The organism is Staphylococcus sp. GDY8P72P (genome assembly GCF_016890655.1).
In the GTDB taxonomy this organism is placed as follows: Bacteria; Bacillota; Bacilli; order Staphylococcales; family Staphylococcaceae; genus Staphylococcus; species Staphylococcus arlettae.
Window position 1 is genome coordinate 110,466 of sequence record NZ_JAFEQJ010000008.1, and the last position, 13,246, is coordinate 123,711.

The following is a 13,246-nucleotide window of genomic DNA, read 5'->3' on the forward strand; positions in this document are numbered from 1 at the left end:
TCTGTCCCACTCCCTTTTTTACATACTAAAAGCGACGATTGAGTTAGTAAACCTCGAGGTGCTCTCCAGGTTATTAAAGGGGACAATCTTTAATCTAACTGCTTTATCGCCGCTTAAAAGTGAGTTTTTAGGGTTGTGTGTTTAAAAGTATCATGCGTAAGGGGACAGCTTAGCAAGTACTTTAAATACGACTTTATTCATACTTTTTGGGGAGTAATTTTATGTTCAATCTTTTAAGTCTTGGTACAGTATTTTGTTGTTCTAAGGTGTGAAGTGTTAATAACTTAGTTTCATGTTATCAACATCGTGCTCTAGTAGAGAGAGTAATTTGTATAATTCATTATTACTAAAATGTTCATCACATTTTACTGTAATGGTTTTGAAGGTTTTAGTAATAATTTCATAAATTGGATTACCATTGTCAAAAGCTTGTCTATAAATAATCATGATGTAATACCTCCTTTGCTCTCTACACTTAATATGGTATCGTAATATGATTTGATTTTCATGGGGCTAGGGTATCAATTTATACTACGACTATCGTCTAAGTTTAAAATGTAAAGTTTATGTTCTATTGTTTTAATGTGTTTGTAGCGTTTTTGTACAATTGGGATACTAGCGTTAGTTAACCTAACTTGTAGATTACTAATGAAACTTACCTCCTTTGTTCGCTACAATTTTATTATATTACAGGGTATAACCGCATGCATGAGTCTTGTGTATTAACTTATCCTACGACTTTATTATTATGTAAGTTAAGAGGAGTGGGTTGTTAAGTTGCATAGTGAACAGTGATTTAAGATGAGATTAGGATATAAATGTCCATTTTAAATATTCGATTTTGACTGTGCATGCTTGACTAGGGGGATGGTTCGAGCCTGTAGTCTCTCACTCGTACTATTTCCTCGGGCATCAACATGATACAAAATCGATACAACATGTACTTTGTTATTAAAAAACAATCGATTTTGACCGTGCATGCTTGCCTGGGGTATGGATCGAGCCTGTAGTCTCTCACGCATACTATTTCCCCGGGCGTCAGCACGTTTCAAAATCGGTACAATTTATATTTGGTTAATCAAATATAAGGATCTTCGAAAACATAAAAGTTAAACAAGAACTTGTGTTTGTCTTAATGACATTGAATATAGGAAGGGCAGTAGTTCAGCAATCAACAAATTTTCATAAAACTAAAGAAAACATCAATTACTATATCTTACAATAGAAATTGATGTTTTTTAGTCAGAGATATTCATGTGTATGTTATTTAGTTGTTTTATGACGATGAATTATACTTCTGTTACTTCTACATCGATATGTTCGACACGGTTATGTGCACCGTGATCGACTGGACCGACAAATTGATTCATTTTCCAACCGTTTTTAATAGCGGAAGCAACAAATGCTTTTGCAGCGATTACTGCTTCTTTTGGTGATTTACCATTTGCTAGGTAAGCTGTTGTTGCGGCAGCAAATGTACATCCTGCACCGTGATTGTAACTTTGTTGGAACATAGGGGTTGTGAGTTGATAATACTGCTCGCCATCATAGTATAAATCATATGATTTATCTTGATCTAAGGCTTTTCCACCTTTAATGATAACGTGTTGTGCACCTTGGTCATGAATGATTTGTGCTGCTTTTTTCATGTCGGCTATAGACGTTAATTTGCCTAATTGTGATAACTGTCCTGCTTCAAATAAGTTAGGTGTTACAACAGTTGCCTTAGGTAATAGGTATTCAATCATAGCATCTGTATTTCCCGGGTTAAGTACTTCATCTTCACCCTTACATACCATTACTGGATCAACTACAAAGTAATCTGCACCAGATTGTACATAAGCTTCACCAGCACGCTTAATGATTTCTTCCGTGCCTAACATACCTGTTTTTACAGCGTCAGGTCCAATTGAAATGGCAGTTTCTAGTTGTTTTTCAAAGACGTCAAATGGGATTGGTGTTACGTCATGTGACCAAGTGGCCTTATCCATAGTAACGATAGAAGTTAAAGCAACTATGCCATACGTTTGTAATTCTTGAAAAGTTTTTAAATCAGCTTGCATACCAGCTCCGGCACTTGTGTCAGAACCTGCAATTGTTAACGTTTTTTTTAGTGCCATTATAAATTGTTCACTCCCAAAAATAATTTATCTATATCATATCATGTTTAGCAAATATGCAAAATACTAATACTTAAACTCCGGCAACAAACTAGATGTCATTTTGACACCTAGTCATTGTCATTTAGTGAGACTGTTGAAAAAGTATTTTCGAGAGGGAAATATGTTAAATCAGCAGCAGAAAGCAGAGCTTCAGTTAACGTGATTTGGAATAAAGTATTATTATAATAAGGTTTAATATAATATGTTTTGGTCTTACTATCTAACACTAATTGATATTGAGTGTAATGCGTTTCCTGTGCATCGATTACAGCACCACGAGGAATACTTACAGCATCTAACACTTTAAAGCAATTTGTAATATTCGTAGTTTCATCTTGTGCATCTTCTAAATTATTACGTAAGTATGAGGCACGGACAAAACGTTCAGTAGATGTATAGCCACCAGGTAGTCCGGCTGTGCCATCCTCTACGCCCATTGGTCGAATTAACACTTTTCCCGTTACTTTGAGTTGATGTTTTGTTGGTGTTAAAAAAGGATAGTTACGTAAATTTTCAATGTGCCACTCTAAATTAGGTGCATTTGTTAGTACATTGACGTAATTGTCTTTGACAATTAATTTGCCATCATGGGGTTCGACTGCAACAGTGTAGCCATGTCGATCTGTAATAAGGAAATGTAATGGAGGTACTACATCTAATGCTGGATTTTTAATGTTCATAATATTGAGACGAGCGGCTTTATATTTTAAGTCGGCAATATCTTTAACGAATCCTAATACCCAGACGATAAATTCTTCAGGGGCTAGGTTAATAAAGCCTTGTTCTTTCTCCGTAGCGTAACTCGCTTCTCCTGTAAAATAATGATTAGAGACACTAAGTCCATGTTCATTTATACCATCGCCGAAACGATAACGTCCTACTTTAACCCCCGTACCGATAAAACCATAGTTGAGTTTAGTCGCTTCCTCTAAATCAAATTGGTAATGATAATTTCTAGGAACGGCTATAGGTACACTATTAAATTCAAACGCAAAATCCATAGTTCTTGCTAAGTAATGATGTTGTTTGTTAGTGAATAACGAAAAACCTGTACACATATGAATCACTCCTTGATGAAGATAGCATTTGTCCTTAGCATAAACGAATGAGAAGAAGTAATGCAATTAATATAGTTAACTATTTCTTTGTGAAAGTTAACAAAGTGGAGAGGTTCGCAAAATTGTTGAATTTGTGTACTTACCGTTATTTCATTGCTTACTCATCATAGTGTATGATGGTATTATTGTAGTAACGTAACTTTTTGCTATATGTTATGATGATGCGTGAGGTGAACAGTATGGAATGGTCAGAGGTATTTCATGATATTACAACACGTCATGACTTTAAGGCTATGCATGATTTTTTAGAACAAGAATATTCGACGCAAACGGTTTATCCAGAGCGTGAAAATATATATCAAGCATTTGATTTAACACCATTGGATAAAGTGAAGGTAGTTATCTTAGGACAGGATCCTTATCATGGACCCAATCAAGCACATGGTTTAGCTTTTTCTGTACAGCCTAATGCTAAGTTTCCACCATCATTAAGAAATATGTACAAGGAACTGGCAGATGATATAGGGTGTGAGCGTACGTCACCACACTTGCAAGACTGGGCAAAAGAAGGTGTCTTATTATTAAACACTGTATTGACAGTACGTGCTGGTGAAGCACATTCACATAGAAATATTGGTTGGGAGCTATTTACCAATGAGATTATCCAAACAGTGTCAGAACAGTGCTCAGATGTGGTTTTTATCTTATGGGGAAAGCCTGCACAGGATAAAGTTAGGCTTATCGATACCTCAAAACATAAAGTCATTAAAGCGCCTCATCCGAGTCCGCTTTCTGCGTATAGAGGTTTCTTTGGTTCTAAACCATATTCGACAGCCAATGCTTATTTAAAATCTAAAGGTATTCAACCAATTCGTTGGTGTGAAGGTGAGTGATAATGATGAATAAAGACAAAATGATTCAACTTATTGAAAATGAATTACTACAAGCTGAAGAGGCAAGTAACGAAACAGAGTTTGAAAAGCATATGTATGCAATTCATACTTTGACTTCGTTATATACAACATCAACTAAGCAACATACTACGTCTTATCCATTAGCATCTGAAGTGAGTTCTAGTGTCTCCACACAGATACCAAGTGATCAGTCAAAAAACCAAGTATCTGCAGCGGAAATTAAAGCTATGGGTGGTAAAGTGTCACAGTCAATGCAACAACACAAAGCTAGCCCAACAAGTTTGGACAGTAATAGATTAACTACGGATGATGAAATTGGTAATGGTGAGTCTATTTTTGATTTTTAATAGAAAAGGATGGAGAGCAAAATGATGAAAGTGTTTATTATTTTAGGTGCCTTGAATGCTTTGATGGCAGTAGGTACAGGTGCATTTGGCGCACATGGTTTAGAGGGAAAACTCTCTGATAAATATATGTCTGTATGGGAAAAAGCTACAACATACCAAATGTACCATGGTCTAGGCTTATTAGTTTTAGGTATATTAAGTGGTACAACTTCAATTAATGTAAACTGGGCAGGCTGGTTAATATTCTTAGGCATTGTATTTTTCAGTGGTTCACTTTATATTTTAGCGTTAACTCAAATTAAAATTCTAGGCGCTATTACACCTATTGGTGGTTTGTTATTTATCGCAGGCTGGTTAATGTTAGTCATTGCAACAATTAAATTATAATTTTTTTATGTTAAAAAAGCTCGTCTTATGGGTATAATACACTCCATGAGGTGAGTTTTTTAAATGAGTAGAAAAAATGTAGAAATAGATAGGGGAGATTTGAAACAAAATCTCTCTGAAAAATTTGTATGGGCGATTGCATATGGCTCATGTATTGGCTGGGGAGCATTTATACTCCCTGGAGACTGGATTGGTCAGTCTGGCCCTATAGCAGCGGCTATCGGTATTACTATAGGTGCGCTGTTGATGATTTTAATCGCCGTCAGTTATGGAGCGTTAGTGGAACGTTTTCCGGTATCTGGTGGAGCATTTGCATTTAGTTTTTTAGGTTTTGGACGTTATGTGAGTTTCTTTTCATCATGGTTCCTCACATTTGGTTACATATGTGTGGTTGCGTTAAATGCCACAGCATTTAGCTTATTAATTAAATTTTTAATGCCTGGCGTATTAGAAGTAGGTAAATTGTATACCATTGCAGGTTGGGATGTTTATATTACTGAAATAATAATCGCATCTGTATTATTATTAGTATTTATGGGCATTGCAATTAAAGGAGCTAGCGTGTCAGGCTCGTTACAATATTATTTTTGTGTGGCATTAGTAATAACTGTATTATTATTATTTTTCGGCTCATTTTTTGGTAGTAATTTTTCATTAGACAATTTACAGCCACTGGCTAATAAGTCAGAAGGATGGTTTACGTCGATTATAATGATTGTAGCAGTTGCTCCGTGGGCTTATGTTGGTTTTGACAATATTCCACAAACTGCAGAAGAATTTGATTTTTCACCTAACAAAACATTTAAACTAATTGTGTATAGTTTATTAGCTTCGGCGTTAACTTATGTCGTAATGCTCTTGTTTACAGGTTGGTTGAGTACGAATGCAAGTAGTGTAAATGGTAATTTATGGTTAACAGGTGCGGTGACACGTGAGGCGTTCGGTCACATAGGTTTAGCAATCTTAGCAATTGCTATTATCATGGGAATTTTTACTGGATTGAATGGCTTTTTAATGAGTTCTAGTCGCTTGCTCTTTTCAATGGGGCGCTCAGGTATCATGCCTACAGTATTTAGTAAATTACACCGTCGATACAAGACGCCATATGTAGCTATTATCTTTCTAGTAGCTATTACGTTAATTGCACCATGGTTAGGACGTACGGCATTGACGTGGATTGTTGATATGTCATCGACTGGCGTGTCAATTGCTTATTTTATTACATGTTTATCTGCGGCTAAATTATTTAGCTATAATAAAGCGAGCAATACGTATGGTCCAATATACAAGACCTTTGCGATTTTAGGCTCAATCGTATCATTTATTTTCTTATTGTTATTATTAGTACCCGGTTCACCAGCGGCATTATCAACACCTTCATATATAGCATTAGGTGTATGGGCGATTATAGGATTAGGATTCTTTGTTTTCCGTTATCCGAAATTAAAACGTATTAATAATGATTATTTAAGTCAAATGATCTTAAATCAATCCGCGAAAGATATAGATGAAATAGTGAATACGTCAACACAAGAATCAAAATAACTAAAAAAAGACTGTCGGCAACTGTCGACAGTCTTTTTAATGCGTAATTATATTTTAATTGAGGTGCAATACATAGGGGCTTTAGATTTTGCGTATCGTTCGTTTTGTTCCAGTAATGATTAGTTTAGAAATTTGATCTGCAAAGAGTAAGCCTAAGGCAATAGCACCAGCGATTAATGTGACCTCTAGCATTGTATTAATTGCTTTACTAAATTGAATAAGAATTAAATTCTTAGTAGCATCAAAAGCTAATCCACCTGGTACGAGAGGGATGATGCCAGGCACCATAAATAAAATAACTGGTTCTTTTTTATATCGGGCCATTACATGACTTAATAAACCGAGTGCTAAACCGCCAAAGAAATTTGAATAAATGGTATGGAACTCTAAAGTATCATAAAAGATAGTGTAAACGATCCAACCGCATGCACCAACGATACCTGTTGTATGATATAACCGTTTGGGGACATCAAAGATGACACCAAAAAATAATGCTGCTAAATAGCTAAAAATTAAATTTAAGATCCAAAACATAATCAGCACCCCTAAAAAATAATTAAGATTGTCCCAACACCTGCACCAATGCCAAAGGCTGTAACTAAAGCCTCTAAAGACTTAGTAATAAACATCAGCATATGCCCACCAAACAAATCTTGTATTGAATTGGTAATTAAGACTCCGGGCACTATTGGCATAACAGACGCAATGATAATAGTTTCAACAGAACCTCCTGGTATAAGGTTATGGCCTGTGACGGCTATAAAGCCGATAACTAGAGCGCCCATAAATTCAGGAATAAAATGTGTATGTAATTTACGGCTTAGTATTTCTGTAACTAAGTAACCAAATGAGCCGGCAAGTAGGGCAGTCAAAATGTCTATGAGTTTGCCATCTTGTAAATATAAAAAGCTCAGTGACACGATGCTTGCTGCAATAAATTTGAATACTAAATCATGTTGAATACTTTGTTCAGTATAGATTTGTTCTAATTCAGAATAAGCTTCCTCTAAAGACAGAGAACCAGCTATTAATCTACGTGAAACACCATTAGTACGTGAAATACGGAATAAATTAGTGTCTCGAGATTTAATACGAAAGACTCTAGGATAAGTTTCGTTGTGCAACATAAAATTGATTACTGTATTAGTAACAAAACTGTTACTTTCATGATATCCCAACTGATTGGCAATACGTGTCATAGTATCTTCGACGCGTGTGCCTTCCGCTCCGGATTCTAATAATATACGTCCTGCTAAGAGGATTACATCTTTTGTTAACTTTTCTTCATAGGTTTCATTGTATTGTATGTTTGTCATATCATCACCAAGTTATAGTTTATTCTTTAGCGTTGGGCTTTTTAAGTAAGATTAATTTCGTTTATTGTAACATGGAATGAATGTTTTGTTTTGTTAGGAGTCGTATTAAGATAAAAAATATATTGTGCAGCATGTATTTTGCGACTTTATGTTTGCGCGATTTATATTTCGGATAAACTAATAATAGTTAACTGTTACTGATATATTGAGTAGCGACAATATAAACAGCAGTTAATTATTAAGTGGTGATTAATGTTCTCCCAGACACACTACAGAAAGCACACTTGTTTGCTCACAAGTGTGCTTTTTTTATATTTGAAATTTTACTATTTTCTTTATACATAAGTGTAGCCAACCCAACATTGAGCATTTACTCAGTTAAATTGTGTCGCTACGCTTGATGTACAAAAATTACGTGTTTAGCGTGCTAACAACGAACAGTAGTGGTGTTGTTTATAGTTTAAAGAATGTTGCAAGCTCAGATGTCGGTAGGATATGACCAACATAAAAGCTACCAAAATCACCATAGCGTGCTGTTGTTTCATCAAAGCGCATTTCATAAACGATTTTTTTAAATTGCAATGGGTCATCTGCGAATAATGTTACGCCCCATTCGTAATCATCCAATCCTACTGAACCAGTAATAAATTGTTTGATTTTACCTGCGTATTGACGGCCGATTTTACCATGTGCATACATTAACTCTTGACGTTTTTCTAATGGCAACATATACCAGTTATATGTTTCGTTACGACGTTTATCCATAGGATAGAAGCAAATGTACTCGGCATGTGGTAGTTCTGGATATAAACGTGGTTTAATATGTGGGTTTTCATATGGATCTTCATCAGATTTACCAGCTAAATAATTACCAAGTTCAATGATGGAAACATATGAATAAGTTGGAATTAAATAATCTGCTATTTTTAATTTATTAAAGTCATTTTCAATAGCATTTAACATTTTTAATTCAGGGCGTAGTACCCATAGTAATAGGTCTGCTTTTTGACCAGTAATATTATAAAGCGCATGGTCGCCTACATTATTTGTACGTGCTGCTTCGTGTGTTGTTAAAAAAGATTGTAATTCATCTACCATCGCTTGACGTTCTTCAGATGGTAATAGACGTAATGTAGTCCAATCTATTGCATAAAATAAATGTAAACTGTACCATCCATCTAATGTTTCAGGTGCTTGTGGCATTTAAATCGCTCCTTTATAAAATACTTAATACCTCACTGAAAATTCTATCATAAAGGTATCTTGATAACATAAGTAAATGTTTACAAATTGGTGACATGGAATTCTATCGCAAAATAACGTATAATGACAAAGGAAAATCACTATAAACTATACTCAAAATTTCAAGGAGGCTATTATGTCTTTATTAGATGTATTACAAGAAAAACTTTCAGGGAAAAATGTCAGAATCGTTCTGCCAGAAGGTGAAGATGAGCGTGTGTTAGCTGCTGCGGTAGAATTACAAGCAACAGATTATGTGACACCAGTATTATTAGGAAATGAAGCAAATGTAAAAGCTTTAGCAGCAGATAAAGGTTTCGACATTGCTCAAATAGAATTAATCGATCCAGCAACAAGTGACTTAAAACAAGAATTAGTAGAAGCATTTGTAGAACGTCGTAAAGGTAAAGCAACTGAAGAACAAGCACAAGAAATGTTACAAAACGTGAACTATTTCGGTACTATGCTTGTATACACTGGTAAAGCTCAAGGTCTAGTGAGTGGGGCTGCACATTCTACGGGTGATACAGTTAGACCTGCATTACAAATCATCAAGACAAAGCCTGGAGTATCTAAAACATCTGGTATCTTCTTTATGATTAAAGATGATCAACAGTATATTTTTGGTGACTGTGCAATTAATCCTACATTAGAAGCACAAGATTTAGCTGAAATTGCTGTAGAGAGTGCAAAATCAGCACAATCATTTGGTATGTCACCACGTGTAGCAATGTTAAGCTTCTCAACTAAAGGTTCTGCTAAATCAGATGATGTTGAAAAAGTTTCAACTGCTGTTGAATTAGCACAAGAAAAAATTGCTGAAGCACAATTAGAAGATGTTATTGTTGATGGCGAATTCCAATTTGACGCAGCGATTGTTCCTGAAGTTGCGAAGAAAAAAGCACCAGGTGCTCAAATTCAAGGCGATGCAAATGTCTTTATTTTCCCAAGTTTAGAAGCGGGTAATATTGGTTATAAAATTGCACAACGTTTAGGTGGATTTGATGCAGTTGGACCTGTTTTACAAGGTTTAAACTCTCCAGTTAATGACTTATCTCGAGGCTGTTCAACTGAAGACGTTTATAATCTTTCAATCATTACTGCAGCTCAAGCACTACAATAATGGACTTAGCAAGTAAATATTTTAATAGTATAGATTGGCGTTATATTGATCATTCTTCTGGTTTAGCGCCAATGCAATCTTTTGCGTTTGATGATACTTTTTGTGAAAGTGTAGGTAATGATGATTCACCAAATGTGGTACGTACGTGGGTACATCAGCATACCGTTATTTTAGGAATTCATGATTCACGACTACCTTATTTGCATGATGGCATTAGATTTTTAACTGAGGAACAAGGTTATAATGCGATTGTGAGAAATTCAGGTGGTCTGGGTGTAGTTTTAGACCAAGGCATTTTGAATATTTCATTAATATTTAAAGGTAAAACTGAAACTACAATAGATGAAGCTTTTACAGTTATGTATTTATTGATTGCTAAGATGTTCGAAGATGAAGGTGTAGAAATTGAAACACACGAAATAACGCAATCTTATTGTCCAGGTAAATTTGATTTGAGTATTAACGGCAAAAAATTTGCTGGCATTTCACAACGTCGCGTACGTGGTGGAATAGCTGTACAAATTTATTTGTGTGTCGAAGGTTCTGGAGCTGAACGCGCTGAAATGATGAAAACATTTTATGAACGCGCATTGAAAGGCGAATCAACAAAATTTAAATATCCTAATATTGAGCCAAACTATATGGCATCACTTGAGACTTTGTTGAATAGAGAAATCACAGTCCAAGACGTAATGTTCCAATTGTTATATGCAATGAAAGATTTAGGTGCCCGTTTAAATATGGAACCCATTACTGAAACAGAATGGGAACGTTATGATGGCTACTTTGACAAAATGATTGCACGTAATGAAAAATTAAATAATCGAATGGATATATAAGATTATTTTGTAATTTCAATAAAATTAACTTAAACGGTGCTGTAGTAAGGTACACTGGACACGATTGTTTAGTGTACCTTTTTCTTTTTGTTGAATTATAGAAATTAAAAAAGTAATATAGTAAAAGTGTAGTATTTCTGAAAAATAAAAAACCAGAAAATAGCGTAACTTTTTGAATATAATATAATTGCGCATTATAATGGAGAAGTATGGTTATGAATTAGTAGCAGGTGTTAATTTTGGATGAGTGAGTATTGATTTTCACCAAAGACAACCATAGTGCTGCTAATTCAATGCTGTTTATGGAGTGGAAATTTCAAACATGCTTCCTAGTAGAACTGTAGTAAAAGAGAAATACTGAATGGAAATTAACAATAATCTAAAGGTGATTGAGAAAATGGCACAATATGGATATGGGGAAGCAAATGGAAAAGTGATATTAATTGGTGAGCATGCAGTTACTTTTGGTCAACCAGCAATTGCCATTCCATTTACTTCTGGAAAAGTAAAGGCAACAATAGTTTCACTAGAACAACATGCAACTTCAGAAATTGATAGTGATGTCTACAGAGGCTCGCTAGCGGAAGCACCAGAACATTTAAAGGCAGTGGTTACAAGATTTATTGAACGTCATAACGTGACACAACCAATTAAAATAACAACTGAAACAAATTTGCCACCTTCAAGAGGGTTAGGTTCAAGTGCTGCTTTTGCGGTTGCATTTGTACGTGCGAGTTATGATTTTATCAAGCAACCACTTTCTGATGAAACGTTAATTGCAGAAACGAATTGGTCTGAACAAATTGCACATGGCAAACCAAGTGGTATAGATGCCCAAACCATTGTGTCAAACAAACCTGTATGGTTCAAACAAGGTAGTGTTACGACATTAAAGCCATTAGACCTAGATGGCTATATGGTTGTAATTGATACCGGTATTTTAGGTTCAACCAAACAATCTGTAGAAGATGTTCATAGATTGTGTGCTTCTGAGGAAAAATATCTGCAATATATTAAAGAAATTGGTAAACTAGTTTATGATGCACGTAACGCTATTGAACAACACCAATTTGAAAAATTAGCACCTGCATTTAACTGGTGTCAAAAATATTTGAAACTATTAACTGTAAGTCATGAAAAAATTGAAACAATTTTAGAAGAAAGCAACAAGCTAGGCGCGGTTGCAGGTAAGCTGACTGGCAGTGGTAGAGGTGGCAGTATGATAGTACTAGCAAAAACGCTTGAAATTGCTAAAAAAATTGAACAAAGCGCTCAAAAGCTTGGAGCGCAGCATACATGGATTGAAAATTTAGGAGGTTAACAAGGTGGTTAAAAGCGGTAAAGCACGCGCACATACAAATATTGCATTGATAAAATATTGGGGAAAAGCAGATGAAGATTTAATTTTACCTATGAATAATAGTTTATCAGTATCTCTAGAGCGGTTTTATACTGAAACGAAAGTGACATTTAGTGAATCTTATACAGAGGATACTTTAGTGTTAAATGGTGAAACTGTTAATGCGGCAGAAAGTAAAAAAATCACTCGATTTATGGATATGTTGAGAGCAAAGACGAATACTACTTTGTATAGCTATATTGAAAGTGAAAATTTTGTACCTACTGCAGCTGGTTTAGCCTCATCTGCTAGTGCGTATGCAGCTTTAGCGTCAGCATGTAATGAAGCGTTACAATTAGGTTGGTCTGATAAAGAGCTGTCGCGTTTAGCGCGTAGAGGTTCAGGTTCAGCATCTCGTAGCATATTTGGAGGCTTCGTTGAATGGGAAAAAGGGTACGATGATACAACATCATATAGTTTTCCTATTGATGCCGATCGTTGGGAAGATGACCTAGCGATGATTTTTGTTGTTATCAATAATAAATCCAAAAAAGTATCAAGCCGTGCAGGTATGTCATTAACACGTGATACATCAAGGTTTTATCAATATTGGTTAGACCATGTAGATGAAGATATAGCAGCTGTTAAAGAAGCGATATCACGCAAGGACTTTAAGGGTCTTGGTGAAGTCATTGAAGCCAATGGCTTACGAATGCATGCAACCAATTTAGGTGCGCAACCCCCGTTTACTTACTTAGTGCCTGAAAGCTATCAAGCTATGGAAGTGGTTCATCAATGCCGTGAATTAGGCTATCCATGTTATTTCACAATGGATGCAGGACCTAATGTTAAAATTTTAGTGGAAAAACATAATCAAGCTCATGTAATTGAACAATTACACCAACATTTCGAACCACACCAAATCATCGCAAGTGACATCACGCGTTCAGGAGTAGAAATTATAGAATAAGGAA

Annotated in this window: 14 protein-coding genes; 8 read left to right on the forward strand and 6 right to left on the reverse strand. The window is 35.3% G+C overall.

Features of this window, described 5'->3' with window-relative positions:
* Nucleotides 1-276 precede the first annotated feature (276 nt).
* The 3 genes from vraX to JVU85_RS04325 form a co-directional block, all read right to left on the reverse strand.
* Complete coding sequence (gene vraX, locus JVU85_RS04315; protein WP_002510771.1) at nt 277-447, reverse strand: C1q-binding complement inhibitor VraX; 171 nt, start codon at nt 445-447, stop codon at nt 277-279.
* An 842-nt stretch (nt 448-1,289) separates the two neighbouring features.
* Nucleotides 1,290-2,120, reverse strand: coding sequence for a bifunctional hydroxymethylpyrimidine kinase/phosphomethylpyrimidine kinase (gene thiD, locus JVU85_RS04320; RefSeq protein WP_021459209.1), 831 nt, complete (start codon nt 2,118-2,120; stop codon nt 1,290-1,292).
* 110 nt (nt 2,121-2,230) lie between these two features.
* Nucleotides 2,231-3,220: a choloylglycine hydrolase family protein gene (locus JVU85_RS04325; protein ID WP_204172103.1), complete on the reverse strand. Its 990-nt coding sequence runs from the start codon at nt 3,218-3,220 to the stop codon at nt 2,231-2,233.
* A gap of 221 nt (nt 3,221-3,441) precedes the next feature.
* Here JVU85_RS04325 and JVU85_RS04330 point away from each other — a divergent pair, with 221 nt between their 5' ends.
* From JVU85_RS04330 to JVU85_RS04345, 4 genes are all read left to right on the forward strand, one after another.
* On the forward strand, nt 3,442-4,113 hold the full coding sequence (locus JVU85_RS04330; RefSeq protein ID WP_082435628.1) for a uracil-DNA glycosylase: 672 nt from the start codon (nt 3,442-3,444) through the stop codon (nt 4,111-4,113).
* A 5-nt stretch (nt 4,114-4,118) separates the two neighbouring features.
* Nucleotides 4,119-4,481 carry a DUF5327 family protein gene (locus tag JVU85_RS04335; RefSeq protein WP_002510774.1) on the forward strand — a complete coding sequence of 121 codons (363 nt, stop codon included), beginning with the start codon at nt 4,119-4,121 and terminating at the stop codon, nt 4,479-4,481.
* 24 nt (nt 4,482-4,505) lie between these two features.
* Nucleotides 4,506-4,868, forward strand: a complete 363-nt coding sequence (locus JVU85_RS04340; RefSeq protein ID WP_002510775.1) for a DUF423 domain-containing protein — start codon at nt 4,506-4,508, stop codon at nt 4,866-4,868.
* A gap of 63 nt (nt 4,869-4,931) precedes the next feature.
* Nucleotides 4,932-6,413, forward strand: a complete 1,482-nt coding sequence (locus JVU85_RS04345) for an APC family permease (RefSeq protein ID WP_021459205.1) — start codon at nt 4,932-4,934, stop codon at nt 6,411-6,413.
* 81 nt (nt 6,414-6,494) lie between these two features.
* Here the strand turns inward: JVU85_RS04345 and JVU85_RS04350 are convergent, their stop codons facing one another.
* The 3 genes from JVU85_RS04350 to hemQ all read right to left on the reverse strand — a co-directional run bounded on the left by JVU85_RS04350 (nt 6,495) and on the right by hemQ (nt 8,932).
* Nucleotides 6,495-6,947, reverse strand: coding sequence for a threonine/serine exporter family protein (locus JVU85_RS04350; protein WP_002510777.1), 453 nt, complete (start codon nt 6,945-6,947; stop codon nt 6,495-6,497).
* 11 nt (nt 6,948-6,958) lie between these two features.
* Nucleotides 6,959-7,729, reverse strand: a complete 771-nt coding sequence (locus JVU85_RS04355) for a threonine/serine exporter family protein (RefSeq protein ID WP_021459204.1) — start codon at nt 7,727-7,729, stop codon at nt 6,959-6,961.
* A 453-nt stretch (nt 7,730-8,182) separates the two neighbouring features.
* Nucleotides 8,183-8,932 (reverse strand): hydrogen peroxide-dependent heme synthase, encoded by a 750-nt coding sequence (gene hemQ, locus JVU85_RS04360; RefSeq protein WP_002510779.1) that lies wholly within the window; start codon nt 8,930-8,932, stop codon nt 8,183-8,185.
* Between the two features lie 172 nt (nt 8,933-9,104).
* Here hemQ and pta point away from each other — a divergent pair, with 172 nt between their 5' ends.
* The 4 genes from pta to mvaD all read left to right on the forward strand — a co-directional run bounded on the left by pta (nt 9,105) and on the right by mvaD (nt 13,242).
* Nucleotides 9,105-10,094 carry a phosphate acetyltransferase gene (pta, locus tag JVU85_RS04365; RefSeq protein WP_103388025.1) on the forward strand — a complete coding sequence of 330 codons (990 nt, stop codon included), beginning with the start codon at nt 9,105-9,107 and terminating at the stop codon, nt 10,092-10,094.
* Nucleotides 10,094-10,933, forward strand: coding sequence for a lipoate--protein ligase family protein (locus tag JVU85_RS04370; RefSeq protein ID WP_002510781.1), 840 nt, complete (start codon nt 10,094-10,096; stop codon nt 10,931-10,933). The genes pta and JVU85_RS04370 overlap by 1 nt, the downstream gene beginning before the upstream one ends.
* Before the next feature lie 397 nt (nt 10,934-11,330).
* Nucleotides 11,331-12,254 (forward strand): mevalonate kinase, encoded by a 924-nt coding sequence (mvk, locus tag JVU85_RS04375; RefSeq protein WP_021459202.1) that lies wholly within the window; start codon nt 11,331-11,333, stop codon nt 12,252-12,254.
* Nucleotides 12,255-12,258: 4 nt separating this feature from the next.
* On the forward strand, nt 12,259-13,242 hold the full coding sequence (gene mvaD, locus JVU85_RS04380; RefSeq protein ID WP_002510783.1) for a diphosphomevalonate decarboxylase: 984 nt from the start codon (nt 12,259-12,261) through the stop codon (nt 13,240-13,242).
* The last annotated feature ends 4 nt before the right edge of the window (nt 13,243-13,246 follow it).

Bases quoted from the DNA above. Each gene is read 5' to 3' on its own strand.
- vraX (WP_002510771.1), bottom strand. From the start codon at position 447: ATGATTATTTATAGACAAGCTTTTGACAATGGTAATCCAATTTATGAA.
- thiD (WP_021459209.1), bottom strand. From the start codon at position 2,120: ATGGCACTAAAAAAAACGTTAACAATTGCAGGTTCTGACACAAGTGCC.
- JVU85_RS04325 (WP_204172103.1), bottom strand. From the start codon at position 3,220: ATGTGTACAGGTTTTTCGTTATTCACTAACAAACAACATCATTACTTA.
- JVU85_RS04330 (WP_082435628.1), top strand. From the start codon at position 3,442: ATGCGTGAGGTGAACAGTATGGAATGGTCAGAGGTATTTCATGATATT.
- JVU85_RS04335 (WP_002510774.1), top strand. From the start codon at position 4,119: ATGAATAAAGACAAAATGATTCAACTTATTGAAAATGAATTACTACAA.
- JVU85_RS04340 (WP_002510775.1), top strand. From the start codon at position 4,506: ATGAAAGTGTTTATTATTTTAGGTGCCTTGAATGCTTTGATGGCAGTA.
- JVU85_RS04345 (WP_021459205.1), top strand. From the start codon at position 4,932: ATGAGTAGAAAAAATGTAGAAATAGATAGGGGAGATTTGAAACAAAAT.
- JVU85_RS04350 (WP_002510777.1), bottom strand. From the start codon at position 6,947: ATGTTTTGGATCTTAAATTTAATTTTTAGCTATTTAGCAGCATTATTT.
- JVU85_RS04355 (WP_021459204.1), bottom strand. From the start codon at position 7,729: ATGACAAACATACAATACAATGAAACCTATGAAGAAAAGTTAACAAAA.
- hemQ (WP_002510779.1), bottom strand. From the start codon at position 8,932: ATGCCACAAGCACCTGAAACATTAGATGGATGGTACAGTTTACATTTA.
- JVU85_RS04370 (WP_002510781.1), top strand. From the start codon at position 10,094: ATGGACTTAGCAAGTAAATATTTTAATAGTATAGATTGGCGTTATATT.
- mvk (WP_021459202.1), top strand. From the start codon at position 11,331: ATGGCACAATATGGATATGGGGAAGCAAATGGAAAAGTGATATTAATT.